The sequence below is a fragment of the Mycobacteroides sp. PCS013 genome (assembly GCF_049532645.1).
GTDB classification, from domain to species: domain Bacteria; phylum Actinomycetota; class Actinomycetes; order Mycobacteriales; family Mycobacteriaceae; genus Mycobacterium; species Mycobacterium gwanakae.
Genome location: NZ_CP150131.1, coordinates 847,803 through 871,283 on the forward strand (window position 1 = coordinate 847,803; position 23,481 = coordinate 871,283).

Sequence of the window (23,481 nt, forward strand, 5' to 3'; positions counted from 1 at the left end):
GATGGTGTCGTCTCTTGATCCCGAGCTGTCGCTAGAAGGACTGCTTTCCAGTCAGTCTCCTGTTCAGCGGCGCGGCCCGTTTCCGCCCATTGCCGACTACGCATTTCTCTCGGATTGGGAGAACACCTGCCTGATCGCCGCCAACGGATCGGTGGAGTGGATGTGCGTTCCGCGGCCGGATTCGCCGAGCATCTTCGGGGCGATCCTTGATCGTGGGGCGGGGCATTTCCGGATCGCGCCATACGGGCACAATGTGCCGGCCGCGCGCCGCTACCTGCCGGGCAGCCTGATGGTGGAAACCACGTGGCAGACCAAGACCGGATGGCTGACCGTCCGCGACGCGTTGGTGCTGGGGCCCTGGCACGACGTCGATTCCCGGTCGAAAACCCATAAGCGCACCCCGACAGATTGGGATGCCGAGCACATCTTGCTGCGCACCGTGCGCTGTGTCAGCGGGACGGTCGAAGTACTCATGAACTGCGAGCCCGCGTTCGACTATCACCGTGAGGGTGCCACCTGGGAGTACTCCGGCGACGGCTACGGCGAGGCGACCTGCCGGGCCACCAAGAACCCCGACGCCAATCCGACGCTGAAGCTGACCACGAATCTTCGGCTGGGGCTGGAGGGCCGGGAAGCGCGTGCCCGCACCCGGCTCACCGAGGGCGACAACGTGTTCGTCGCATTGAGCTGGTCTAAACATCCTGTGCCGCAGACATATGCGGAGGCCGCCGACAAGATGTGGAAGACCGCCGAGGCCTGGCGGCAATGGATCAACATCGGCGAATTTCCCGACCATCCGTGGCGCTCGTACCTGCAGAGCAGCGCGCTGGTCCTCAAGGGCCTGGCGTACTCGCCGACCGGCGCGCTGCTGGCAGCCTCGACCACATCGCTACCGGAAACCCCTGGGGGAGTGCGTAACTGGGACTATCGCTATTCGTGGGTGAGAGACTCCACCTTCGCGCTGTGGGGTCTCTACACGCTGGGTCTGGACCGTGAGGCCGACGACTTCTTCTCATTCATCGCCGATGCTTCGGGTGCGAACAATGGCGAGAAACATCCGCTGCAGGTCATGTACGGCGTGGGTGGCGAACGCACCCTGACCGAGGGGGAGCTGCCCCACCTGTCCGGGTACGACGGGGCACGGCCGGTGCGCATCGGTAACGGTGCCTTTGATCAGATCCAGCACGACATCTGGGGCACCATGCTCGATTCGGTGTACGTGCACGCCAGGTCGCGAGAGCAGATTCCCGCGACGCTGTGGCCGATCCTGAAGAACCAGGCCGAAGAGGCGGCACGGCATTGGCGTGAGCCCGACCGTGGCATCTGGGAAGTACGCGGGGAGCCACAGCATTTCACCTCGTCCAAGATCATGTGTTGGGTCGCTATGGACCGCGGCGCGAAACTTGCCGAGATGCATGGTGAAAAGAGTTATGCTCAGCAGTGGCGTGCTGTCGCCGACGAGATCAAGGACGACATCCTGGAGAATGGCGTCGATGAACGCGGGGTGTTGGTACAGCGTTACGGCTCAACGGCTTTGGATGCCTCGCTGTTGCTCGCGGTGCTGAACCGTTTCCTGCCCTCCGACGATCCGCGGATTCGGGCGACGGTGCTGGCCATCGCCGATGAGCTGACCCATGACGGCCTGGTGCTGCGTTACCGGGTGGAGGAGACCGACGACGGACTTTCGGGTGAGGAAGGAACCTTCACCATCTGTTCGTTCTGGCTGGTGTCGGCGTTGGTCGAGATCGGTGAGGTGCGCCGGGCGCGGCACCTGTGTGAGCGACTGCTCTCCTTCGCCAGCCCGCTGCAGCTCTACGCCGAGGAGATCGACCCGCGCACCGGTCGGCATCTGGGCAACTTCCCGCAGGCCTTCACCCACCTGGCGTTGATCAACGCGGTCGTGCACGTCATCCGGGCCGAGGAGGAAGCGGACGTGAGCGGCACCTTCCAGCCCGCGAACGCACCCACGTGAGCGTCCGGGGCGCCGCCGCGGTCGCTGTGGTGATGTGCGTGGTCGCGTCCGGATGCGGACGCGCCGCCGATCCGGGTGCGCAGGCTCCCACCACAACCGAGCCTTCCTCGGGGACAACGTCGTCGGCGACTCCGGCGGGCCCCGCCCCGGCCTTTGGGTACACGCCGGTTTTGGAGCCGGTCAAGGGTGCCGAGGGGATGGTGACCTATGACGTGCCACTGCCGCAGCTCTCCGGCGGAGTGCCCGCTGTCCGCGATCGATTCAACGACGGGATGCGCAGCGCGCTGCGCGATGTGATCGACACGCTGTCCGGTCCCGCCAAGAGCCAGCAGGTGTCGATCAGCGAGGGCGATATTGGTCCTGAGCGGGAGAGCACTCGTGTCGCGATGATCGGACCGCACGTGGTGGCGGGCATCCAGGTGTATCTCTGGTACGCCGGCGGCGCACATCCGAATCAGTCGGTCTCGACGTTCGTGGTCAACAGCGATACCGCGCAACCGATTACCTATGACGACCTGTTCCCCAACCAGTATGCCGCCCTGGAACGGCTGCGGCAGGTGCTACCCGATCTGGACCCGACCGCGCGGGTGCGCCAGGAGACCGTCAACGGGCGGCTCGAACAATGGATACCCGTGCCGGCCGGGTTGCGGTTCTACGTTCCGGTGTCACATGCTGCCGGTGATTTCGTTCCGATCACCGTGCCGTGGGAAAAGATTCGTGATCAGGTGGCACCCGAAATCATTCCGGTGCTGAGCCAGTAACAAGGGGGGGCGGCTGTGAGATGTGGTCTTGCGTTGATGCTGGTGGTGACCTGCGGCGTGGCCGCCGGTTGCCTCAAACCACCCGCCCAACCCACGCAGACGCCCGAGGCTCCGCCGTCCACCACGACCCCATCCAAACCGGTTGTGTCCGTTACCCCGGCGCAAGCACCGCCGACCGCGAAGCCTGCCTTCGGTTTTAGTCCCACGCTGCAGCAGGAGAGTGGAAAGCAAGGCAAGGTCGACTACAACGTCAAACTCCCTCAGGTCACCGGCGATAAGGCCGGTGCCCGAGACCGATTCAACGACGGCATGCGCGTGGCGCTGAAAGACGTCGTGCGCACCCTGGACGATCCGAAGGCGGCCAAGCCCGCGACGGTGGGTGACGGGCAGCTGCAGGCGGGGGAATCGAGTCGGGTCGTGTTCATCGGCCCGCATGTGTTGTCGGGAGTCGCCGTGTTCCTTTCGAACAGTGGCGGCCCGTACCCCAGCAACAGGGTCGCGACCATCACGATCAACACCGATACGGCGCAGCCGATCATGTTCGGCGATGTGTTCGCAGACCAGGGGGCGGCACGGGAGCAGTTACGGAAGTTGGCTCAGGAGCTTGGGCCGCCCGATCGGATCAAGGCGGCCGGGGATATGAAGTCTGAGCAGTTTTTGCATTGGCTTCCGGTACCCACCGGACTGACTTTCTATGTCTCCGTTCCCCACGTCGCCGGAGATTATGTGCCGGTTACCGTGCCGTGGGCGAAGATTCGCGATCGGGTGGCTCCCGGGATGCAGACGATTCTCAGCCAGTAGGCGGACGCCGCGCGAAATCCGGTGCGTGTTCGGGCAGCGGCCCGATCGCCACCCCGTAGGCGGGAACTGCCTGTAGCCATGGGTATTTGGTGGCAATGGACAACACCGATGCCACTCTGCTGCTGGGAGTGACGGTGGTGTTCGACCCCACGGCCGAGAACACTCGCCGGTGGACGGCGCGCTGCACCCGCTGGATCAGTGCGGTGGGGGCCCACCGGCGCAGCTGTACCTTGCGAAGGTCTGCGGTGGTCAGAGATCCGGTGCGCAGCGGCTCGGCAAGGATACGGGCAGTCGCCACCGCGTCGGCGATCGCGAGGTTTATGCCGACCCCGCCGACGGGAGACATGGCGTGGGCGGCATCGCCGATGAACAGTAGGCCTTCGCGATACCACTTGCGAAGTCTGTTGAGCTGTACATCAAGCAGTTTCACGTCATCCCAGGTAGTGATGGCATCGGTGCGGTCAGCCAGCCATGGCACCATTTCGGCGATTCGGTCGCGCAACACCTGCACGTCGCCGCTGCGCATCTGCGAGTCGGTGCCCTTTCCGATCAGATACCCACACTGGAAATAGTCGCCACGATCGAGCATCACCATGAATCGGTTGGTGCCCACCCGGGCGCGTGGTCCCTGAGGATCGTCGGGATGCTTGGGAAGGCGGAACCACCAGACGTCGATGGGCACACCGAACTGCCGCGGCCGCATGCCCGCGGCGGCGCGCAGTACCGACCCGCGACCGTCGCAGGCCACTGTCAGGTCCGCCTTGAGCTGCCCGGTTTCTCCTGTAGCGGTGCGATATTCGACGCCGGTGATGCGGTCGCCGGCTCGCAGGAGCCCGGTCACCTCGGTACTGCGGAGCAAGGTGAAGGTGGGCTCGGTGGCTGCGGCACTGGCCAGCATCTCCAGGAAGTCCCATTGGGGTGCCATCGCGATGTGTTTGTGCGGTCCCGGAAGTCGGTTGAGATCGCCCAGGCGATATGTCTGCTCCCCGAGGTCGACGGTGACTTGCTCGACCAAGTTATGGGGCATGGCCGCGAATTTCGGGCCGAGCCCCAGTTCATCCAGCAGATTTAGTGTGCTGGCGTGCACCGTGTCTCCACGGAAGTCGCGCAGGAAATCGGGATGCTTCTCGAGCACCGTGACGTCGACTCCGCCGCGTGCGAGCAGCAGCGCCAGCATCATTCCGGCCGGTCCGCCGCCGGCGATAGCGCAGGTGGTGCTTTGCGAGGGTTCAGGTTTGGTCACGAGTTCTCCTCCACGCCACGATCAAAACTGCTGCCAACGCGAACACCGGTATCAACGAGACGATCCAGCTCAGGGCCAGCGGTGGTCCCGGTTGGGGCAGCACCTCCAGATCAAGGATGCCCTGCCCGGGCCCCTGTGGTCCGGTGATATCGAAGATGAACTGGTGACGGCCTTCTTCCTGCAGGGCCCGGACATCCAGCCCCCAGACCTCCCGCTTGCGCGGATGGCGTGCCAGCCGTTCGGCATGCCCCTGCTTCCCGTCGGGCGACACAATGGTGAGCGTGCCCGATTTGTCGGCGATCCCGCCGGCGGGGATGAACGTGAAGTCCAGTGATTGCATGGCGCGCAGCGGCCAGGTCGAGAACCCGACGGTCAGTGGATAGGGGCCGACGGTGACCTGTTCGGTGTGCACCACATTTACGGGTGCGTAGGCGTTGGCGGGGACACTAAGGCCCAGGGACAGGCCGATAACTGTGATGAGTGACAACAGGATTCGAATGTGTCTCACGCGGCTACCTCCGCAGTCTCGGCATCGCTTCCGGGCACCCGCAACATCAGTGCGATGCGCTGCGCCAGAAATCCGGCGAGTGCGCCCAACACCAGTCCCGCCGCGCCGACGGTGACGTAGTTGCTCACGGTTTCGGTGCCCTGCCGATATAGCATCGCGCCCTGCAGCAGATAGCCCATGCCCGCCACCGAACCCAGGATCGCGCCGATGACGGTGGTCGGCCACCGCTGCCATTTCCGGTCCCCGGCCAGGTGCAGCATCCCTGCGGCGAGTACTGCGAAGATCGCGAGGAACATGGGCATCATTCCCGGGATTGTGGGTGGACCGCCCCAGAGATCGTCGCGCAGCGGCAGCCCGACTGCCGCGGCGTATTCGTGTGCGGCCCAGGGAGAAAACCACCAGAAGATGGCTTGAATGGCACCCATGATCACAGCGACCCCGAGCGGCGCCAGCGTCGAGCGTACGACGCCCGCGATGAGCAGCAGCACGAGCGGAACGATGAACGCCGAGCCCAGCGAAATCGGGTTGAAATCGAACTTGAAGAGGAACAGCGCCGTGAACGGAATGGCAGTCATCGCCGCCACCAGTGAGGCTTGGGCCATCAAACCCACCACACCCCAACGGAATCGGCGTGCCGCCGCAAAGGTAACGATACTGCCGAGGTCGGTGACGGTTCCGGACACGAACAACGCGAAATGTGGGGGAGAGGCCAGGACGGCGTCGAACCCGTAGACCGTGTGCCACCACAGATCCAACAGCCCGTACATGAGAAACGAGGCCGCGCCGCAGCCGGAGAGCAGGAAGCCCAGGGGAGCGGTGAATCTGCCCCCGAACACCCGGATCGGTACGCCGCCCACCCAGCGGGGTACTTCCTCACCCGCGCGCTGTGCAGCCGTGACCATCAAAACCATGACGAGGCTGGTGATTCCGCCGATCGCGCTACCCGAGTACAGGAACAGATGTGGCAGCGTGAAGAACGTATCGGGACCCACATCGTCGTGCCATTCGACATCCCAGGTGGTCCCCACCGCGCCTACCACGCTGCCCAGCAGCACGCCGTAGGCACCCAATGGCGCGTACTTCTCGATGACGGCGCGGGTTATCCGCGGTGTCTGTTCGGCGCCGGTGCCTGCGGTGCTCGTCTCGGCGTTCACGTCAACCTCCACTCACCCATAGTGGCATCGTCGTGCGTTCATCGAGATCGCCGGAGGGTGGCGTGACGGTCACGATAATGTCCCAGGGCCCCGCCATCGACAGCATCACCTGGTCGAACTTCGTGCGGCCCGATATCACCTCGCGCAGCGGCGGCATGGCGTGGCCCATCAGTGGCATCGCCAATTCAACTGATACCGATTGAGATTCGGGGTAACCGTCGTCCTCTCTTTTGGTGATGGCGACTTCCAGAGCGGTCATCCCGACGCGGGGGTTATCCACCGTCACGGCGACGACATAGTGCTCGGTACCCGAGTGCAGCGTGACGGTCTCGGGGGCGCTGGGCCAGGCAATCCACGCCAGCCCCAGCACGGCGGCAACGATCAGCGCGAGCCCTGCCCACACCTGACGGGTCATGAGATGTCCAGTCGTACCGGGATCGTCAGCACCCGGTAGTCGCGCTGTGCCTGAATCCAGGCGAGGTACCGGCCGGGTTTGGGAAACGTAAAGGTGAACGGCACGTCCGGGCCGAAGGCGGCCACTGTCTCGTCGGGTGGACTGTCACCGTTGAGCGGTGGTGCCCCCACCATGGGTGGCATCGCATCATCTTGCGTGGGCACATGGCCGGTGCTGTGGTCCATGCCGGGCATGTCGGTACCGCCGTGACCGCCCATGGAATGAGCGTGGGCCCACACTGCCGAATCCTGCACCGCTGTACCGAATTCACCGGCGGGAACATCGCGCGGGATGGGGCCGGCGATCACCAGATGGCCGAGCATGCCCAGCCACGGTTGTAGAACGGGATCGGCCCCGATGGTCACCGAGAGCGTTGTCGGCCGTCCCGCACGCAGTCCGACGGCGTTCACGTGCACATGCTGCCCGTCGAGCATGCGCATACCGGGACCCTGGAATGGCGCCGGAGCCGCGGGTTTTCCGCCACGTGAAGTCAGTCCACCAGGCAGGCGCACCGTCTGTACGCCACCCCCGCGCCGCACGAACTCTGCCGAGACCGCGTATCTGCCGGCAACCTCGGGTGACAACTGCACCGAATAGCGACCCGGTGCAACCCTTATCGGATGTAGGTGAGATAGCCGCCCATCCGGGGCCACCACCAGCAGATGGATCAACGCGCTGTCGTGGATGACAAGGTCATCGGCGGGCAGTCCGGTCGCGGTGTCGATCAGGGAGAAATCGATGTCCGTCGTGCGTCCCGAATCCACGTCCGGCCGTTCGGCGATGAGCATGGCCGAAGGCCGCGAATAGTCGGTGACCGCGGGGCGGTCAAGGCGGTAGGGGTTGGCGGCGTTGTCGACAGTGGGATCGCGTTGCGGGCCCGGCTCGGGCGGTGGCGGGGCGGACGTGGACAGTACCGCCGCAGTGATGGCGATCGCCAGCGCCGTCACGGTCGCGGTCACGGGCACCGCGATCCATATCCCGCGGCGCACCCGGGTCGCGACCACCAGCGAGACCACCAGTAGCAGTCCGGTGGCCGCCAGCCCCAGATAGGCCACCCGCTCGGGTGGCGACATCGCCTGACCGACCAGGACCAACGGGATCCGGGCGGTGTGGACGCCGTCACTGATGGTGAGGTCGGTGGGCCCAGGGCGGTCCACGTCGAGAGTCGCGCCGTACGGGCCGGGTTTCTCACCGAGCACGACCAGCGCCGTTGCGGTGGGCACACCCGGCGCGGGCTGGTATTCATCGGTGCTGGCGCCCGTGGGCACGAGCTGCACGCGCAGTGGACCGGCCGCGGTGCCCCGGTGAGCGATCAGATCGACACGTAGCGGGCCGGGAATGCTGGTCACCCGGCGGGCCACCACGGTGAGCTCGCGGTCACCCAGGCTCTGTGCGACCTGCACGTCCGCGCCCGCGACGGCGGAGTCCGCCGCCGCGATGTGGGCCCCGCTGAACAGTGCGGAGAATGCGAGCACCAAGAACAGGCACTTCGCGCGCAAATGACTCATCGGTATCCAGTCTGCCCTGCGCCGAAAGGCCCGCGGCATGGTCCGCCTAAACTGGCCCGCGTGAACAGCGACAGCGTGATCGGCCTCCTGAGTTGGTGGGACGGCGTGGAGCTGTGGCTCAGCGGACGTGGGTTCATCCTTCAAACAATCATCGTGATGCCGGTTGTGCTGGTGCTGGCCTACGCGATGGCCGTGGCCGGTGACAAGGTCTTGTTTCTGCTGCTCAGCCTGGCGAATCGGCTCGGTCGGTGGTACCAGGCCGCGCGTCACCACGCCGTGGAAAATCGGGTAGCCCCGGCCACCCGGGCGGACCTCTCATGAGCGGCATGCCGCAGTCGCGTGTCACGTTGGCGCTGGTTGCGCTGGCGGTTCTGGTCATAGTCGCCTGGCTGTTGAGCCGGTAGTTACTGACTGTTGACGCAATAGTGCTTCTACCTGCCGATTCAGCCGTAAAGACGGCATTAAGGGGCTCTGCTACGCTTCCGCTCATGCATTCCGCAGCCCGGGGTAACCGCGTGCGCCACATCCTGGCGCTCATCGCGGTCGGTACATGCGCGGTCGCAGACGTTCACTGTTGTCGCTAGACCCATCCCGTCCGCGGTTTGGTGTCGGTAGCGGCTAGTTTGAAGCCCACTGGCTGTTTCGCTGCCTTTCTGTCGTCACGGGATTCCATGAGATATCTGTCCCAGGTAATCGTCATCCCACGAAAGGTCCTCATGCTCAAGATCGCGAAGACGGTCGGTGCCCGCCGGTGGCACCACATCGGAGTTCTTGCCACAGCGGCAACAGTTCTCGCCGCCTGCGGTGGGGGATCCAGTGACGTCGCCGGGGGCGAGTCGCATTCGGATGCCGACACCACCTTGACTCTCGTCGCCTATGCGGTGCCGGAGCCAGGCTGGAAGAAGATCATTCCGGCATTCGCGAACACCGCCGAGGGCAAGGGTGTCGCGGTCACTACTTCTTATGGTGCGTCCGGCGATCAGTCCCGGGCCGTGGTCGACGGTAAGCCGGCCGACATCGTCAACTTCTCGGTGGAGCCCGATGTGAGCCGCTTGGTCAAGGCGGGCAAGGTTTCCGAGGATTGGAATGCCGACGCCACCAAGGGTGTGCCGTTCGGCTCGGTCGTTTCTCTCGTGGTGCGCAAGGGCAACCCGAAGAACATCAAGGACTGGGATGACCTGCTCCAGCCTGGTATCACGGTCATCACGCCCAGCCCGTTGAGCTCGGGCTCGGCCAAGTGGAACCTGCTGGCTCCCTATGCGGCCAAGAGCAATGGCGGCCGCGATGAGCAGGCGGGTATCGACTTCATCAGCAAGCTCGTCGGCGAGCACATCAAGCAGCGTCCCGGTTCCGGGCGCGAGGCCACCGATGTCTTCCTGCAGGGCAGCGGTGATGTGTTGATCAGCTACGAGAACGAAGCCATCAACGTCGAACGCCAGGGCAAGGACGTCGAGCACGTCAACCCGCCGCAGACGTTCAAGATCGAGAACCCGGTCGCCGTCGTCAAGGGCAGCGCCCACCAGGACAAGGTGAACGCCCTGAAGAACTTCCTGTACACCCCGGAGGCGCAGAAGCTCTGGGCTGAGGCAGGTTTCCGCCCCGTCGATCCGGCCGTTACGGCAGAATTCGCCAAGGACTTCCCGACGCCTGAGAAGCTGTGGACCATCGCCGAGCTGGGTGGCTGGAAGACAGTTGACCCGGCGTTGTTCGACAAGGAAAACGGCAGCATCACCAAGATCTACAAGAAGGCCACCGGATGACAGCGACCGAACAATCGACGGAACCGGCCTCCGAGCCGAAATCGTCTGCCCGGCCCGACCGTAAGGTCGGTGCCGGGCTGACGGGGGGATTGTTGACTCGCCGCTACGGCAGCACCTCGCTGCGGGTCGGTGCGGCATCGATCTGGCTCAGCATCATCGTGCTGCTACCCCTGGCCGCAATTGTGTGGCAGTCGGCCGGTGGCGGATGGACCGCGTTCTGGAACGCGATCACCTCCAATGCGGCGGTGAGCTCGTTCAAGGTGACCCTGGGGGTCTCCTTCGGGGTGGCCGTCATCAACCTGTTCTTCGGGCTGTTGGTGGCCTGGGTGCTGACTCGTGACGACTTCCCCGGCAAGCGGCTGGTTGACGCCGTGATCGACCTGCCCTTCGCGTTGCCGACGATCGTGGCGAGTCTGGTGATGCTCGCGCTGTATGGGCCGGGCAGCCCGGTGGGCATCCACATCCAACACACCAAGTGGGGTATCGGGATTGCGCTGCTGTTCGTCACCCTGCCGTTCGTGGTGCGGTCCGTGCAGCCGGTCCTCTTGGAACTCGACCAGTCCGTCGAGGAGGCCGCCGCTTCTCTGGGGGCCGACAACTGGACGATCTTCCGTGCGGTGATCCTTCCGGCGCTGCTCCCGTCGCTGTTATCGGGTGCGGGACTCGCGTTCTCGCGCGCTATCGGCGAATACGGTTCGGTGGTGCTGATCGGCGGTGCGGTGCCCGGCGAGACGGAAGTGTCCTCGCAGTGGATCAGGACGCTCATCGAGAACGACGACCGCACCGGTGCCGCAGCGATCTCGATTGTGCTGCTGATCATCTCGTTTGTCGTGTTGTTTGTCCTACGCACCATTGGTTCGCGTGCGGCTAAGCGAGAGGAGCTGGCGCAGTGACGCCGTCACCGCTCGTCAAATATGTGGCCCGCTATGCGGCGCTGCTGTATATCGGCATCCTGGTGATCGTTCCGGTGGGCCTCATTTTGTGGCGCACGTTCGAGCCCGGAGTCGGTGCGTTCTTCGAGTCGATCGCCACCCCTGCCGCGATATCGGCTTTGCAGCTGTCTCTGCTGGTGGTCGCGATTGTGGTGCCGCTCAACGTCATCTTCGGCATTCCCACGGCGCTGGTTCTGGCGCGGAACAAGTTCCGCGGTAAGGCCGTGCTGCAGGCGATCATCGACCTTCCGTTCGCCGTCTCACCCGTGGTGGTGGGTGTCGCGCTGATCCTGTTGTGGGGATCGGCGGGCGTCTTCGGGTTTGTCGAGAACGATTTCGGACTCAAGGTCATCTTCGGGTTCCCGGGCATTGTGCTCGCCAGCATCTTCGTCACGATTCCGTTCATCATTCGTGAGGTCGAGCCGGTGCTGCATGAGCTGGGCACCGAGCAGGAAGAGGCCGCTGCCACGCTGGGAGCCACTGCGTGGCAGACGTTCTGGCGTATCACGTTGCCGTCGATTCGGTGGGGGTTGACCTACGGCATCGTGCTCACCATCGCGCGCACGCTCGGTGAGTACGGCGCGGTGATCATGGTGTCCTCGAACCTGCCGGGAACATCGCAGACCTTGACCCTGCTCGTGTCCGATCGTCATCAGCGTGGTGCGGAGTACGGCGCCTATGCCGTCTCGGCGCTACTGATGGCTGTTGCGGTGATCGTCCTGGTGGTCCAGGTCGTCATCGATGCGCGACGAGCAAAAGCCAATAGCGAATAGCAAGGAGCCACAGAATGACTGACGCGATTACCGTTCGCGGCGCGAACAAGCATTACGGCGACTTCGCCGCGCTGGACAACATCGACTTCGAGGTGCCGTCGGGTTCGCTGACCGCGCTGCTGGGGCCCAGTGGTTCGGGCAAGTCGACGTTGTTGCGGGCCATCGCCGGCCTGGACCAGCCCGATACCGGCACCATCACCATCAACGGGCGTGACGTCACCGGGGTTCCGCCACAGCGGCGCGGCATCGGTTTCGTGTTCCAGCATTACGCCGCCTTCAAGCACCTGACCGTGCGTGAAAATGTCGGATTCGGTCTCAAGATCCGCAAGAAGCCGAAGGCCGAGATCAAGGAGAAGGTCGACAACCTGCTGGAAGTGGTGGGACTGAGCGGATTTCACGCACGGTATCCCAACCAGCTCTCCGGAGGACAACGTCAGCGCATGGCGCTGGCCCGAGCGCTTGCCGTCGATCCTGAAGTGCTGCTTCTGGATGAGCCGTTCGGTGCGCTCGATGCCAAGGTGCGCGAGGACCTGCGGGCCTGGCTGCGCCGGCTGCACGAGGAGGTACACGTCACGACGGTGCTGGTGACCCATGACCAGGCCGAGGCTCTCGATGTCGCGGACCGGATCGCGGTGCTCAATAAGGGGCGTATCGAGCAGGTGGGTTCTCCTGACGACCTGTACGACCGTCCGGCGAATAGCTTCGTGATGTCCTTCCTGGGCCCGGTGGCCAAGCTGAACGGAATCCTGGTGCGCCCGCACGATATTCGTGTGGGGCGCAATGCCGACCTCTCCCGCGCCGCGGCGGAGGGCACCGGCGAGACCACCGGGGTGACGAAGGCGACGGTGGGACGCGTCGTGCACCTCGGTTTCGAGGTGCGGGTCGAGTTGACCAGTGCCGCGACCGGGGAACAGTTCACCGCACAGATCACCCGCGGAGACGCGGAGGCACTCGGGTTGCACGAAGGCGACCAGGTGTATGTGCGCGTGACTCGCGTTCCCGATCTGGGCGATCTGGCCGAGGTTGCGTCCTAGGGCGTCGCTGCTTTTCCGAAAGCTGAGACGAAAATGGCCCCCGGTTCTCCGGGGGCCATTTTGTCTATCGCGCTCTAGTGCTCGTCGTAGTGATCGCCGTGCGGGGCGTGGCGGTGCCCGTCGTGGATGTAATCCACGTGGTCCTCGTGCGCAACTGCCTCGTGGCCGCAGTCAGGGCCGTGAACGTGGTCGGGGTGGTCGTGGGTCTTGTGCTCGGTGCTGGTCACGCATCCGACCCTACGTCAGACATGCGCATATAACAATGCGTTCGTCGGGATGCGGCGCGGATTTGCTGTGAGTTTTGTCAGTGCGCTACCGAGACCGGCGCTGCGACTGCCGATGCGTACCGGTGCACCACGACCTCCGCGACCAGCCGGTTAGAGCCCAGCGGTGCCGCCACGTGGATACCCGCGTCTGCGGCCTCGGCGCGCACCCGGTCCAGCAGCAGGCCCGAGGACAGGAACCACGGTGCTACAACGATTTCCGTGGCACCACGGGAACGCAACGAGTCCGCGGCGGCGGCAAGGGTGGTCGATTCGCCGGTGGCGAAAACTGTCGTTGAGATCTCCCACCGCATAGCGAGCGAGCGGGTGCGGTCGTTGGCTGTGGAGTCCGAGGACCCGACCGCGGACAGGATCACGCCGGGATTGTCGATGCCGAGCTCGCCCACCCGGCGCCGGGCCAGGCGTAACAGCCGGTCATCTGCCCCGAGCACAGGTGCCTGGGTGACTCGCAATCCCGGGGGCGCCGAAGACAGCACGGTCGGCAGGTCGATCCGGGCGTGGTAGGCGTCGGACAGCAGCAGTGGCACCACCACCACGTCACCGCTCAGATCGCCCAGTACGTCTACCAGGTTCGGCTCGGAGAGCTCCAGAAACGCGAGCCGGACTTCCAGATCCGGCCGGAGCAACCGCACCTGCGCTACCAATCGGCGCGCATTCTCCGCGAACCGCCGGTCGCGGCTCCCGTGCGCGACGGCAAGGAGCGTCGGATTACGCACGATTCAGTTCGACGGCGCGCAGGGCGTCGCCGACCAGTCCCGCCGCCAGCGTGTTGCCACTCGACGGATCGATCAGCAGGAAGCTCCCCGCGGTCCGGTCATCGACGTACTCGTCGACGCTGATCGCTTCCGCGAGGCGAATGCTGATCTGCCCGATGTCGTTGAGCTCCAAGGACTCCGGTGCGGGATCGGCAGACAGGTTCTGCTCGTCGAAGCGTTCCACCAGCTCGCCGACGATCGCGGGAACGGTGCGGGTGCCGTGCTTGAGCAGCAGGCGCGCCCCGGCCTTCAGCGGCTTGTCGGCCAGCCAGCACACGGTGCCCTCGATCTCAGAAACCGGTTCGGGCACATCGGGCGCAGCGATCAGATCGCCACGTGAGGCATCCACATCATCGGCCAGGATCAGCGTCACGCTGCGTCCCACCTCGGCGACCTCGAGCGGCCCATCGGCGGTATCGATGCCCGCCACCGTGGTGCGCTGCCCGGCGGGGGAGATGACCACCTCGTCGCCTACCCGCACCACACCGGCGGCGACCTGCCCGGCGTAACCGCGGTAGTCGGGGTACTCGGCGGTACGCGGCCGGATCACATACTGGACCGGGAAACGCAAACCGACGGTGCTCGACTCCTCATGTGCCGGAATCGATTCCAGATGCTCGATGAGCGTTGGCCCGCTGTAGAAGCCGGTGCGCTCGCTGCGGGTGGCGATGTTGTCACCATGCAGTGCCGAGACCGGGATCTCCACGACGTTCTCGGGCTTCCAGCCCAGCGAGCTGGTCAGCTCGTTGAACTCGGCGCTGATCGCTTCGAAGATGCGGGCGCTGTCGGCCACCAGGTCGATCTTGTTGACCGCCAACACCAGCCGTGGCACCCCCAACAGCGCCAGCACCGCCGCGTGACGGCGGGTCTGCTCGATGACACCCTTGCGGGCGTCGACGAGAAGGATCACCAGCTGTGCGGTCGACGCCCCCGACACCGTGTTTCGGGTGTACTGCACGTGCCCCGGGGTATCGGCGAGGATGAACGAACGCTTCGGGGTGGCGAAGTACCGATACGCCACGTCGATGGTGATGCCCTGCTCGCGCTCGGCGCGCAGACCGTCGACAAGCAGCGAGAGATCGGGGGCATCAAGCCCGCGTGACTCGGAAGCCTTTGTGACGGCATCGAATTGGTCGATGAGCACCGACTTTGTGTCATACAACAGCCGGCCCACCAGAGTGGACTTACCGTCGTCGACACTGCCGGCGGTGGCGATGCGCAGAAGATCGCTCATGATCAGAAGTAGCCCTCTCGCTTGCGGTCTTCCATGGCCGCCTCGGACACTCGGTCGTCGCCGCGGGTCGCGCCGCGTTCGGTGATCCGCGATGCGGCCACCTCGGCGAGCACGGCATGGACGTCGGCGGCATCGGAGAGCACCGCGCCGGTGGTCGAGCCGTCGCCCACGGTGCGGTAGCGCACCGAAAGTGTTTGCAGCTCTTCGCCGTCGCGCGGTCCACCCCACGGGCCGGGAGTCAGCAGCATGCCATCGCGGTTGAACACCTCGCGCTCATGGGCGTAGTAGAGGTCGGCCAGCTGTACGTTTTCGCGCGCGATGTAGCGCCACACGTCCAACTCGGTCCAGTTGCTGATCGGGAACACCCGCACGTGCTCACCCGGGGCATGCCGGCCGTTGTAGAGGCTCCACAGCTCGGGACGCTGCTTCTTGGGATCCCACTGGCCGAACGCGTTACGCAGACTGAAGATGCGCTCCTTGGCGCGCGAGCGCTCCTCGTCGCGACGACCACCACCGAGCACCGCGTCGAACTTGTTGTCGGTGATGGCCTCGAGCAGCGGGATGGTCTGTAACGGATTACGGATTCCGTCGGGCCGCTCGGTCAGGCGGCCGTCGGCCAGGTAGTCCTCGACTTTCGCGACGACCAGGCGCAAGTTGTGGCGTTCGACGATCTCGTCGCGGAAGTCCAGCACCTCGGGCAGGTTGTGTCCGGTGTCGACGTGCAGCAGCGCGAAGGGAAGCGGTGCGGGCCAGAAGGCCTTGAGCGCGGTGTGCAACAGCACCGTCGAATCCTTGCCGCCGGAGAACAGCAGCACCGGGCGCTCGAACTCGCCGGCCACCTCACGAATGATGTGAATCGACTCGGATTCGAGGTCGGTCAGTGTTTCCGTCTGATTCAACACAGACTCCATTTCGGTCTCCGTTGTCGTCATGAGGCGTGCAGCCCACATTCTGTCTTGGCCAGGCCCTGCCAGCGGCCGCTGCGCGCGTCGGCGCCCAGTGCCGGTTTGGCCGTGCACGGGGCACAGCCGATCGACGGATAGCCCTCGTCCACAAGCGGATTCACCAGGGTGCCGTGCTCGTCGATGTACTTCTGCATGTCCTCGTCGGTCCATGCGGCGATCGCGTTGATCTTCACCAGCCCGAACGCCTCGTCGAAGCTGATCAGCGGTGCGTTAGCGCGCGTCGGGGCGTCGACGCGGCGCAACCCGGTCACCCACGCGGAGTATCCGGAGAGCGACTTGCGCAGCGGCACAACCTTACGGAGGCGGCAGCATTCGCCGGGGTTGCTCGCGAATAGGTCCTTGCCCACCAACTCGTTCTGCTGCGCCACCGTCTGCTCGGGAGCCACATTGACGATGTGGATGTCGTACACCGATTCCACGGCATCGCGCGTGCCGATCGTCTCGGCGAAGTGGTATCCGGTGTCCAGGAACAAGACGTCAACGCCCGGACGCACTTGTACGGCAAGGTCGATGAGCACCGCGTCCTGCATGTTGGAGGCCACGACGTACTCGCCGCCGAAGTTCTCGTCGGTCCAGCGCAGCAGTTCCTCGGCAGAGGCATCCTGCAGTTCGGCGGCGCCACGCTCGGCCAGCTCGCGCAGCTGGTCGAGGTTCTTCTGGCCCTCCAGCACGCTCATCGCAGATCCGCCTCCTCGGCCCGAACCGCCCACTGCGCGAAGCGCTCTCCGTCGGTGCGCTGCTTGACGAAGTTGCGGACCACCCGGTCGATGTAATCGCCGAGTTCGGTGCTGGTGACCTTGTGCTGACGCAGCTTGCGGCCGAATCCGCTGTCCAGGCCGAGGCTTCCGCCCAGGTGCACCTGGAAACCCTCGACACTGTTACCTTCGCCGTCGTCGACCATCTGGCCCTTGAAGCCGATGTCTGCGACCTGCGAACGCGCGCACGAGTTGGGGCAGCCGTTGATGTTGATGGTCACCGGAGTATCCAGCTGGGCGTTGAGATCATCCAACCGCTTGTCCAGCTCGGGAACCAGATCCTGTGCCCGCTTGCGGGTTTCGGTGAAGGACAGCTTGCAGAACTCGATACCGGTGCAAGCCATCAGATTCTTGCGCCAGTGCGACGGACGCGACGGCAACCCGAGTGCGTCCAGTGCGGCGGTGAGCTCCGCCAGGTTCTCATCGGGGACGTCGAGGATGATCAGCTTCTGGTACGGCGTGAACCTGACCCGGTTGGATCCCGCCTTCTCGGCGATGTCGGCGACCGCCGACAAGATGGTGCCGGACACCCGGCCCGCGATGGGGGAGACACCAACGGCGTTGAGCCCGTTCTTGAGTCGCTGCACGCCGACGTGGTCGATGGGCCGCGGTGGCTGCACCGGGGCAGGCCCGTCGATGAGTGGGCGCTTCAGGTATTCGGTCTCGAGAACCTCGCGGAACTTCTCGACGCCCCAGTCCTTGACCAGGAACTTCAACCGGGCCTTGGCGCGCAGACGGCGGTAGCCGTAGTCACGGAAGATGCTGACGACGCCCTCCCACACGTCGGGCACCTCATCCAGTGGCACCCACACGCCGAGGCGCTGCGCCAGCATCGGGTTGGTCGACAGGCCGCCGCCCACCCACAAATCCAGGCCCGGGCCGTGCTCGGGGTGCACCACGCCGATGAAGGCGACGTCGTTGATCTCGTGCACCACATCCTGCAGGCCGGAAATGGCCGTCTTGAACTTGCGGGGGAGGTTCGCGTACTCCTTCTTCCCGATGTAGCGGCGCACGATCTCGTCGATGGCCGGCGTCGGATCGAGCACCTCGTCCAGGGATTCACCGGCGAGCGGCGAGCCCAGGATCACGCGGGGGCAGTCGCCGCAGGCCTGGGTGGTGTGCAGACCGACCTCGTCGAGACGGCGCCAGATCTCCGGCATGTCCTCGACCCGGATCCAGTGGTACTGCACGTTCTCGCGGTCCGACAGGTCGGCGGTGTCCCGCGCGTACGTGGTGGACAGATCGCCCAGGGTGCGAAGCGCCTGAGTCGTCAGTGCGCCGCCGTCCGAACGCACCCGCAGCATGAAGTGATCGTCTTCGAGCATGTCGGTGTTCTCGTCACCGGTCCAGGAGCCGTCGAAACCCGGCTTGCGCTGGGTGTACAGACCCCACCAGCGGAAGCGGCCACGCAGGTCGGTCTTGTCGATGCTCTCGAAGCCCTTGTGGGCGTAGATGGTTTCGATGCGCTCCCGCACGTTCAGCGGGTGATCGTCCTTCTTGGCTTGCTCATTGGGGTTCAGCGGCTCGTGTTCTCCGAGGGCCCACTGGCCCTCGCTGCGCTGTGGCTTCGGGCGAGCGGGCCGGGTCTCGCTGGTGGTCATGGTGCTCCTCAGAAAGGCAGGCACAGTCGTGGGCGACACACCGGGGGCTGACCGGAGGCGCAAATCCTCACGACCGTTTGGGTGGCAGACGGGTAGGACTACGTCACTAAGGGAGACAACACGCGCTACAGACACGCTTCAGGTCGATGTGTCGCCGCGCGACAAGAGGGACCTGATGTGTGCTCACCCGGCCAATTGTGCCATGAGAAACTGACACCCCACACGACCGGGTCGTAATTCCGCTCATTGTGAGCAAAACCTCTATTGGGCTTGGGGGATTCCCGCTATTGACCGCGCAGATTTTTTCTGCCGTCGACCCTGGCACACACTGGACCGGTGAGACCCGAAACGATTGCCACCCTGCCGCCCCTGGTGCCGGCTTCGGGGCGCCCGTTCGGGATCTATGTGCATGTTCCGTTCTGCGCCACACGCTGCGGATACTGCGATTTCAACACCTACACCGCCGACGAACTCGGCGACGGCACCTCGCCCGCGGGCTGGCTTGAGGCGCTGCGTGCCGAGCTCGACCTGGCCGCACGGACCCTGGACGGAAAACCACCGGTGGAAACCGTGTTCGTCGGGGGCGGGACGCCCTCGCTGTTGGGTGGCTCCGGGCTCGCCGAGGTGCTCGACGCCATCAGGACCCACTTCACGTTGGCACCGGGTGCCGAGGTCACTACCGAGGCCAACCCCGAATCGACCTCGCCGGCGTTCTTCGAGACGATTCGGGCCGCCGGATACACCCGGGTCTCGTTGGGCATGCAGTCCGCGGCCCCGCACGTGCTGGCGACGCTGGATCGCGTGCATGCGCCCGGCCGGGCGGTGGCGGCGGCGCGGGAGGCACGCGCGGCCGGTCTTGAGCACGTCAATCTCGACCTCATCTATGGCACTCCGGGCGAAACCGACGATGACCTGCGCCGGTCCATCGATGCGGTGCTCGACGCCGGGGTCGACCACGTATCGGCGTATGCGCTGGTCGTCGAGGAGGGCACCGCGCTGGCGCGGCGTGTGCGGCGCGGCGAGCTGCCCAATCCCGATGAGGACGCCCTGGCCGATCGGTATCAGCTGCTGGACACCGCGCTGTCGCAGGCCGGGCTGCGTTGGTACGAGGTGTCCAACTGGGCACGCCCCGGCGGGCAGTGCCGTCACAACCTCGGATACTGGGCCGGCGGCGATTGGTGGGGTGCCGGGCCGGGTGCGCACGGACACGTCAATGGGGTGCGGTGGTGGAACGTCAAGCACCCCAACACCTATGCCAAGCAGTTGGGGGCAGGGCAGCTTCCCGTCGGCGGGCACGAGATCCTCAGCCCGGCTGAACGGCATACCGAGGATGTGCTGCTGGCAGTCCGGCTGAACACGGGAATCGCCTTGGCAGACTTGACTGTTGAGGAACGTGGCCGGGTGCCTGCCGTGGTGTCCGGGGGACTGGCGCGGCTCGTGGATGACCGGCTGGTGCTCACCGATCAAGGGCGCCTGCTGGCCGATGGCGTGGTGCGCACCATCCTGGACTAGCGCCGGCTAAACGGACCGCAGCTGGTCCATATCGAAAACCCTGGCGTGCAACACGACCCGATTACGCAGCGCGGCGCGCACGGCGCGATGCAGCCCGTCCTCCAGATAGGTGACGCCCTGCCATTTCACCGCGTGCGGAAACAGGTCTCCGTAGAACGTGGAGTCCTCACTGAGCAGCCGGTCCAAGGCGAGCACCGTGGTGGTGGTGACCAGTTCATCGAGTCGGATCTGCCGGGGCGGGATGCGTGACCAATCCCTGGTCGATAGCCCGTGTTCTGGATACGGCTTCCCCTCACGGACACCTTTGAAGATCACCGCAAACCACTCCGTAATGATCCCGCCATAACACCTGAGGTTAGCGTGGACGGCCGTGGTGGAGGGTTGGGGCGGCCTGGCCCCGTAAAATGAGAGGCAAATCGCTGCTCCGAGGGAGGTGACCATGGCCAGCGCCGATGACAGACGCTTCGAGGTGCTGCGCGCCATCGTCGCCGATTACGTCACCACCAAGGAGCCGATCGGCTCCAAGGCCCTGGTCGACAGGCACGGACTCGGCGTTTCCAGCGCCACCGTCCGCAACGACATGGCGGTACTGGAGGCAGAGGGCTACATCGCGCAGCCGCACACCAGTTCAGGACGCATTCCGACCGAAAAGGGCTACCGCGAATTCGTCAACCGGCTCGAGGACGTCAAACCGCTCTCGGGTGCCGAACGCAAGGCCATCCTGAACTTCCTGGAAGGCGGCGTCGACCTCGATGACGTGTTGCGCCGCGCGGTGCGGCTGCTGGCACAGATGACTCGTCAGGTTGCCGTGGTGCAGTACCCGACGCTGTCCTCGTCGAGCGTGCGTCACCTGGAAATGGTGCTGTTGACCCCGGCCCGGCTGTTGTTGGTGGTCATCACCGACACCGGGCGGGTTGATCAGCGGATCGTCGAGCTGGGCGACGTGATCAACGACGAGCAGCTGGGCCGTCTCCGGGTGCTGCTGGGCGCGGCCCTGGACGGCAAGAAGCTGTCGGCGGCCTCGGTGGCGGTCGCCGAGCTGGCCGAACAGTCCGACGATGACCTGCGCAACCCCCTGACGCGCGCGGCGACGGTGCTGGTGGAAACGCTCGTCGAGCATCATGAGGAACGCCTGCTGCTCGGCGGCACCGCCAATCTGACCCGCAACGCGGGCGATTTCGGCGGTCAGCTGCGCACCGTGCTGGAGGCGCTCGAGGAGCAGGTGGTGGTGCTGCGCTTGCTCGCCGCACAGCAGGAGGCGGGCCGGGTCACCGTGCACATCGGTCACGAAACCGCTGCTGAGCAGATGATCGGCACCTCCGTTGTCTCCACCCCGTATGGTGCGGGCGGAGCGGTGTTCGGCGGTATGGGTGTGCTGGGGCCCACACGGATGGACTACCCGGGAACCATCGCGAACGTCGCGGCGGTTGCCATGTATATCGGCGAAGTGTTAGCCAATCGCTAGCAGTATGTGAACTAGACAGGACGTAACAGGCACAGTGGCGCGTGATTACTTCAGCATTCTTGGGGTCAGCAAGGGTGCCAGCGACAGCGAACTCAAGCGGGCGTACCGCAAGCTCGCCCGCGAGCTGCACCCCGACATCAACCCCGATGAGCAGGCGCAGGCGCGGTTCAAGGAGGTCAGCGTCGCCTACGAGGTGCTGACCGATCCGGAGAAGCGGCGCATCGTCGACCTCGGCGGTGACCCGCTGGAGAACGGCGGCGGTGGCAACGGGTTCGGCGGTTTCGGTTCGGGCTTCGGTGGCCTGGGCGATGTCTTCGAGGCATTTTTCGGCGGTTCGGCCGGCGGATCACGCGGTCCGCGTGGACGGGTGCAGCCCGGGTCCGATTCGCTGCTGCGGATGCGCCTGGAGCTCGTGGAATGCGCGACAGGCGTCAGCAAGCAGGTGACGGTCGACACCGCGATTCTGTGCGACGGATGTGCGGGCAAGGGCACCCACGGCAACTCGGCACCGAGCGCCTGCGAGACCTGTGGTGGCCGTGGCGAGGTGCAGACGGTGCAGCGGTCCCTGCTTGGCCAGGTGTTGACCTCGCGTCCCTGTCCGACGTGCCAGGGGGCCGGAGAGGTCATTACCGATCCGTGCCACAAGTGCGGTGGCGACGGCCGGGTGCGTGCGCGTCGTGAGATCACGGTCAAGATCCCGGCCGGTGTGGGCGACGGCATGCGGGTGCGGCTGGCCGCGCAGGGTGAGGTCGGCCCCGGCGGCGGGCCGGCCGGTGACCTGTACGTCGAGGTGCACGAGAAGCCCCATGACGTGTTCATTCGTGACGGGGACGACCTGCACTTCACGGTCCGCGTCCCGATGGTGGAGGCGGCGCTGGGTACCAGTGTGTCCGTCGACGCCATTCTCGACGGCGACACCACCATCAAGGTCGAGCCGGGCTCGCAGCCCGGATCGGTGGTGACGCTGCGCGGTAAGGGCATGCCTCATCTGCGCACCGGTGTGCGCGGCAATCTGCACGCCCACCTGGACGTGGTGGTGCCGACCCGGCTGGACTCCAAGGAGCGTGAGCTCTTGAAGGACTTCCGGACCCGCCACAAGGACGGCGCCGAGGTCGTCTGGGCCGAATCCGCATCCGGCGGGGTGTTCTCGCGGCTGCGCGAGGCGTTCACGGGACGGTAATCGATGGCGGCAGCCACGATCTTCTACGTTGACCACGTCCCCGCCGCCGGTGAACGGGTAATCCTCGACGGCGATGAAGGGCATCACGCGACGCGGGTGCTGCGCCTGCGGGTCGGTGAGCCGGTCATGGTGTGCGATGGTGCGGGCGAGGTCGGTGACGGCGTGGTCGCCTCCGCCGAGCGCGCCACCCTGTCGATCGCGGTGACCGCGCGCTGGGGCGTGGTCACCGCGACACCCAAAGTGACTGTGGTGCAGGCGCTTCCCAAATCCGATCGCTCCGAGCTTGCCGTCGATCTGGCGGTGGAGGCGGGTGCCGACGAGATCGTCCCGTGGCAGGCACAGCGCTGTGTGTCGCGCTGGGACGCAAAGGCGGCGAAGGGGCAGCAGCGTTGGGAGGCGGTGGCGCGGGCGGCGTCACGCCAGTCCCGTCGGGCCTTCGTGCCGATGGTGTCGGAACTGCACTCGACGGCGCGGCTGGCCGAGCTGGTCCGGGCGCGGATCGCCGACGGCGCCGTGGTGCTGGTGCTGCATGAATCGGCGGATTCCGGGCTCAGTGCCCTGGGTGAGCGGCTGTCCGCGTCGTCGTCAGTGGTCTTGATCGTGGGCCCCGAGGGCGGTGTCGCCGACGAGGAGCTGGGGGTTTTGACGGATGCGGGCGCGGCTGCGGTGCGCCTGGGCCCGACGGTGTTGCGCACGTCCAGTGCCGCGGCCGTCGCGCTGGGCGCCCTCGGGGTGCTCACGGATCGGTGGGCGGCCGGTCCGCTTACGCACCGTTGAGCGCTAATCGCGTGGAGGCTGACGGTTGCCGGCGGTAAACTCGAGGCAACTCC

The 23,481-nt window shown here is 65.5% G+C and carries 26 protein-coding genes; 13 read left to right on the forward strand and 13 right to left on the reverse strand.

From position 1 onward, the window contains the following. Position 1 precedes the first annotated feature (1 nt). Genes RHO23_RS04185 through RHO23_RS04195 form a run of 3 tightly spaced genes read left to right on the forward strand, consistent with a single transcriptional unit; the run spans position 2 to position 3,534 of the window. The gene (locus tag RHO23_RS04185) at positions 2 to 1,972 is read left to right on the forward strand and encodes a glycoside hydrolase family 15 protein (RefSeq protein WP_030095163.1); all 1,971 of its coding nucleotides are present in this window, start codon (positions 2 to 4) and stop codon (positions 1,970 to 1,972) included. Next, positions 1,969 to 2,733 (forward strand): hypothetical protein, encoded by a 765-nt coding sequence (locus RHO23_RS04190; protein WP_064408378.1) that lies wholly within the window; start codon positions 1,969 to 1,971, stop codon positions 2,731 to 2,733. The genes RHO23_RS04185 and RHO23_RS04190 overlap by 4 nt, the downstream gene beginning before the upstream one ends. Positions 2,734 to 2,748: 15 nt before the next feature. Next, positions 2,749 to 3,534 carry a hypothetical protein gene (locus RHO23_RS04195; RefSeq protein WP_070942607.1) on the forward strand — a complete coding sequence of 262 codons (786 nt, stop codon included), beginning with the start codon at positions 2,749 to 2,751 and terminating at the stop codon, positions 3,532 to 3,534. Here the strand turns inward: RHO23_RS04195 and RHO23_RS04200 are convergent. From RHO23_RS04200 to RHO23_RS04220, 5 genes are read right to left on the reverse strand one after another with little or no spacing between them, the layout of a single operon-like run. Continuing rightward, on the reverse strand, positions 3,524 to 4,777 hold the full coding sequence (locus RHO23_RS04200) for an FAD-dependent oxidoreductase (RefSeq protein WP_064408382.1): 1,254 nt from the start codon (positions 4,775 to 4,777) through the stop codon (positions 3,524 to 3,526). The two genes, RHO23_RS04195 and RHO23_RS04200, sit on opposite strands and share 11 nt — an antisense overlap. Continuing rightward, entirely contained in the window at positions 4,764 to 5,285 is a 522-nt protein-coding gene (locus RHO23_RS04205; protein ID WP_070921661.1) for a hypothetical protein, read from the reverse strand. The genes RHO23_RS04200 and RHO23_RS04205 overlap by 14 nt, the downstream gene beginning before the upstream one ends. Then, positions 5,282 to 6,439 (reverse strand): hypothetical protein, encoded by a 1,158-nt coding sequence (locus RHO23_RS04210; RefSeq protein ID WP_423489166.1) that lies wholly within the window; start codon positions 6,437 to 6,439, stop codon positions 5,282 to 5,284. The genes RHO23_RS04205 and RHO23_RS04210 overlap by 4 nt, the downstream gene beginning before the upstream one ends. 1 nt (position 6,440) lies before the next feature. After that, on the reverse strand, positions 6,441 to 6,854 hold the full coding sequence (locus RHO23_RS04215) for a hypothetical protein (protein WP_423488697.1): 414 nt from the start codon (positions 6,852 to 6,854) through the stop codon (positions 6,441 to 6,443). Then, complete coding sequence (locus RHO23_RS04220) at positions 6,851 to 8,401, reverse strand: hypothetical protein (RefSeq protein ID WP_423488698.1); 1,551 nt, start codon at positions 8,399 to 8,401, stop codon at positions 6,851 to 6,853. Before RHO23_RS04220 ends, RHO23_RS04215 begins: the two co-directional genes overlap by 4 nt. Before the next feature lie 60 nt (positions 8,402 to 8,461). Between RHO23_RS04220 and RHO23_RS04225 the strand changes: the two genes are divergently transcribed. The 6 genes from RHO23_RS04225 (at position 8,462) to RHO23_RS04250 (ending at position 12,900) form a co-directional block, all read left to right on the forward strand. After that, a complete protein-coding gene (locus tag RHO23_RS04225; RefSeq protein ID WP_070916333.1) occupies positions 8,462 to 8,722 on the forward strand; it encodes a hypothetical protein in 261 nt (86 codons plus the stop codon). Positions 8,723 to 8,889: 167 nt separating this feature from the next. Continuing rightward, entirely contained in the window at positions 8,890 to 8,985 is a 96-nt protein-coding gene (locus tag RHO23_RS04230) for an Ms4533A family Cys-rich leader peptide (RefSeq protein ID WP_367398660.1), read from the forward strand. 132 nt (positions 8,986 to 9,117) lie between these two features. After that, positions 9,118 to 10,161 carry a sulfate ABC transporter substrate-binding protein gene (locus tag RHO23_RS04235; protein ID WP_423489167.1) on the forward strand — a complete coding sequence of 348 codons (1,044 nt, stop codon included), beginning with the start codon at positions 9,118 to 9,120 and terminating at the stop codon, positions 10,159 to 10,161. Continuing rightward, the gene (cysT, locus tag RHO23_RS04240; protein WP_423488699.1) at positions 10,158 to 11,054 is read left to right on the forward strand and encodes a sulfate ABC transporter permease subunit CysT; all 897 of its coding nucleotides are present in this window, start codon (positions 10,158 to 10,160) and stop codon (positions 11,052 to 11,054) included. The genes RHO23_RS04235 and cysT overlap by 4 nt, the downstream gene beginning before the upstream one ends. Then, the gene (gene cysW / locus RHO23_RS04245; RefSeq protein ID WP_423488700.1) at positions 11,051 to 11,866 is read left to right on the forward strand and encodes a sulfate ABC transporter permease subunit CysW; all 816 of its coding nucleotides are present in this window, start codon (positions 11,051 to 11,053) and stop codon (positions 11,864 to 11,866) included. The genes cysT and cysW overlap by 4 nt, the downstream gene beginning before the upstream one ends. 14 nt (positions 11,867 to 11,880) lie before the next feature. Next, on the forward strand, positions 11,881 to 12,900 hold the full coding sequence (locus RHO23_RS04250) for a sulfate/molybdate ABC transporter ATP-binding protein (protein ID WP_064408394.1): 1,020 nt from the start codon (positions 11,881 to 11,883) through the stop codon (positions 12,898 to 12,900). A gap of 74 nt (positions 12,901 to 12,974) precedes the next feature. On the opposite strand, the gene RHO23_RS04255 is transcribed toward RHO23_RS04250, so the two are convergent. From RHO23_RS04255 to RHO23_RS04285, 7 genes are all read right to left on the reverse strand, one after another. After that, a complete protein-coding gene (locus RHO23_RS04255) occupies positions 12,975 to 13,127 on the reverse strand; it encodes a hypothetical protein (protein ID WP_057968846.1) in 153 nt (50 codons plus the stop codon). A 77-nt stretch (positions 13,128 to 13,204) separates the two neighbouring features. After that, complete coding sequence (locus tag RHO23_RS04260; protein WP_064408398.1) at positions 13,205 to 13,900, reverse strand: sirohydrochlorin chelatase; 696 nt, start codon at positions 13,898 to 13,900, stop codon at positions 13,205 to 13,207. Beyond that, a complete protein-coding gene (locus RHO23_RS04265; protein WP_064408400.1) occupies positions 13,893 to 15,173 on the reverse strand; it encodes a sulfate adenylyltransferase subunit 1 in 1,281 nt (426 codons plus the stop codon). Before RHO23_RS04265 ends, RHO23_RS04260 begins: the two co-directional genes overlap by 8 nt. A 2-nt stretch (positions 15,174 to 15,175) precedes the next feature. Further along, positions 15,176 to 16,105: a sulfate adenylyltransferase subunit CysD gene (gene cysD / locus RHO23_RS04270; RefSeq protein ID WP_030095185.1), complete on the reverse strand. Its 930-nt coding sequence runs from the start codon at positions 16,103 to 16,105 to the stop codon at positions 15,176 to 15,178. Beyond that, positions 16,102 to 16,815 (reverse strand): phosphoadenylyl-sulfate reductase, encoded by a 714-nt coding sequence (locus RHO23_RS04275; protein ID WP_030095186.1) that lies wholly within the window; start codon positions 16,813 to 16,815, stop codon positions 16,102 to 16,104. Before RHO23_RS04275 ends, cysD begins: the two co-directional genes overlap by 4 nt. Further along, positions 16,812 to 18,494, reverse strand: a complete 1,683-nt coding sequence (locus RHO23_RS04280) for a nitrite/sulfite reductase (RefSeq protein WP_030095187.1) — start codon at positions 18,492 to 18,494, stop codon at positions 16,812 to 16,814. The genes RHO23_RS04275 and RHO23_RS04280 overlap by 4 nt, the downstream gene beginning before the upstream one ends. A 106-nt stretch (positions 18,495 to 18,600) precedes the next feature. Beyond that, entirely contained in the window at positions 18,601 to 18,741 is a 141-nt protein-coding gene (locus tag RHO23_RS04285) for an Ms4527A family Cys-rich leader peptide (protein ID WP_367398659.1), read from the reverse strand. Positions 18,742 to 18,830: 89 nt separating this feature from the next. Here RHO23_RS04285 and hemW point away from each other — a divergent pair, with 89 nt between their 5' ends. After that, the gene (gene hemW / locus RHO23_RS04290; RefSeq protein WP_423488701.1) at positions 18,831 to 20,006 is read left to right on the forward strand and encodes a radical SAM family heme chaperone HemW; all 1,176 of its coding nucleotides are present in this window, start codon (positions 18,831 to 18,833) and stop codon (positions 20,004 to 20,006) included. A 6-nt stretch (positions 20,007 to 20,012) separates the two neighbouring features. On the opposite strand, the gene RHO23_RS04295 is transcribed toward hemW, so the two are convergent. After that, entirely contained in the window at positions 20,013 to 20,321 is a 309-nt protein-coding gene (locus RHO23_RS04295; RefSeq protein WP_030095189.1) for a type II toxin-antitoxin system VapB family antitoxin, read from the reverse strand. A 124-nt stretch (positions 20,322 to 20,445) separates the two neighbouring features. Here RHO23_RS04295 and hrcA point away from each other — a divergent pair, with 124 nt between their 5' ends. From hrcA to RHO23_RS04310, 3 genes are read left to right on the forward strand one after another with little or no spacing between them, the layout of a single operon-like run. Then, positions 20,446 to 21,471: a heat-inducible transcriptional repressor HrcA gene (gene hrcA / locus RHO23_RS04300; protein WP_423488702.1), complete on the forward strand. Its 1,026-nt coding sequence runs from the start codon at positions 20,446 to 20,448 to the stop codon at positions 21,469 to 21,471. 34 nt (positions 21,472 to 21,505) lie between these two features. Further along, entirely contained in the window at positions 21,506 to 22,651 is a 1,146-nt protein-coding gene (gene dnaJ / locus RHO23_RS04305; RefSeq protein WP_057968848.1) for a molecular chaperone DnaJ, read from the forward strand. 3 nt (positions 22,652 to 22,654) lie between these two features. Further along, the gene (locus tag RHO23_RS04310) at positions 22,655 to 23,428 is read left to right on the forward strand and encodes a 16S rRNA (uracil(1498)-N(3))-methyltransferase (RefSeq protein WP_423488703.1); all 774 of its coding nucleotides are present in this window, start codon (positions 22,655 to 22,657) and stop codon (positions 23,426 to 23,428) included. Positions 23,429 to 23,481 lie beyond the last annotated feature (53 nt).

Coding starts and splice junctions, on each gene's coding strand:
- hrcA (WP_423488702.1), top strand. CDS start 20,446: ATGGCCAGCGCCGATGACAGACGCTTCGAGGTGCTGCGCGCCATCGTC.
- RHO23_RS04250 (WP_064408394.1), top strand. CDS start 11,881: ATGACTGACGCGATTACCGTTCGCGGCGCGAACAAGCATTACGGCGAC.
- RHO23_RS04230 (WP_367398660.1), top strand. CDS start 8,890: ATGCATTCCGCAGCCCGGGGTAACCGCGTGCGCCACATCCTGGCGCTC.
- RHO23_RS04215 (WP_423488697.1), bottom strand. CDS start 6,854: ATGACCCGTCAGGTGTGGGCAGGGCTCGCGCTGATCGTTGCCGCCGTG.
- RHO23_RS04235 (WP_423489167.1), top strand. CDS start 9,118: ATGCTCAAGATCGCGAAGACGGTCGGTGCCCGCCGGTGGCACCACATC.
- RHO23_RS04185 (WP_030095163.1), top strand. CDS start 2: ATGGTGTCGTCTCTTGATCCCGAGCTGTCGCTAGAAGGACTGCTTTCC.
- RHO23_RS04265 (WP_064408400.1), bottom strand. CDS start 15,173: ATGAGCGATCTTCTGCGCATCGCCACCGCCGGCAGTGTCGACGACGGT.
- RHO23_RS04310 (WP_423488703.1), top strand. CDS start 22,655: ATGGCGGCAGCCACGATCTTCTACGTTGACCACGTCCCCGCCGCCGGT.
- RHO23_RS04280 (WP_030095187.1), bottom strand. CDS start 18,494: ATGACCACCAGCGAGACCCGGCCCGCTCGCCCGAAGCCACAGCGCAGC.
- cysT (WP_423488699.1), top strand. CDS start 10,158: ATGACAGCGACCGAACAATCGACGGAACCGGCCTCCGAGCCGAAATCG.
- RHO23_RS04220 (WP_423488698.1), bottom strand. CDS start 8,401: ATGAGTCATTTGCGCGCGAAGTGCCTGTTCTTGGTGCTCGCATTCTCC.
- cysD (WP_030095185.1), bottom strand. CDS start 16,105: ATGACGACAACGGAGACCGAAATGGAGTCTGTGTTGAATCAGACGGAA.
- RHO23_RS04285 (WP_367398659.1), bottom strand. CDS start 18,741: ATGAGCGGAATTACGACCCGGTCGTGTGGGGTGTCAGTTTCTCATGGC.
- RHO23_RS04275 (WP_030095186.1), bottom strand. CDS start 16,815: ATGAGCGTGCTGGAGGGCCAGAAGAACCTCGACCAGCTGCGCGAGCTG.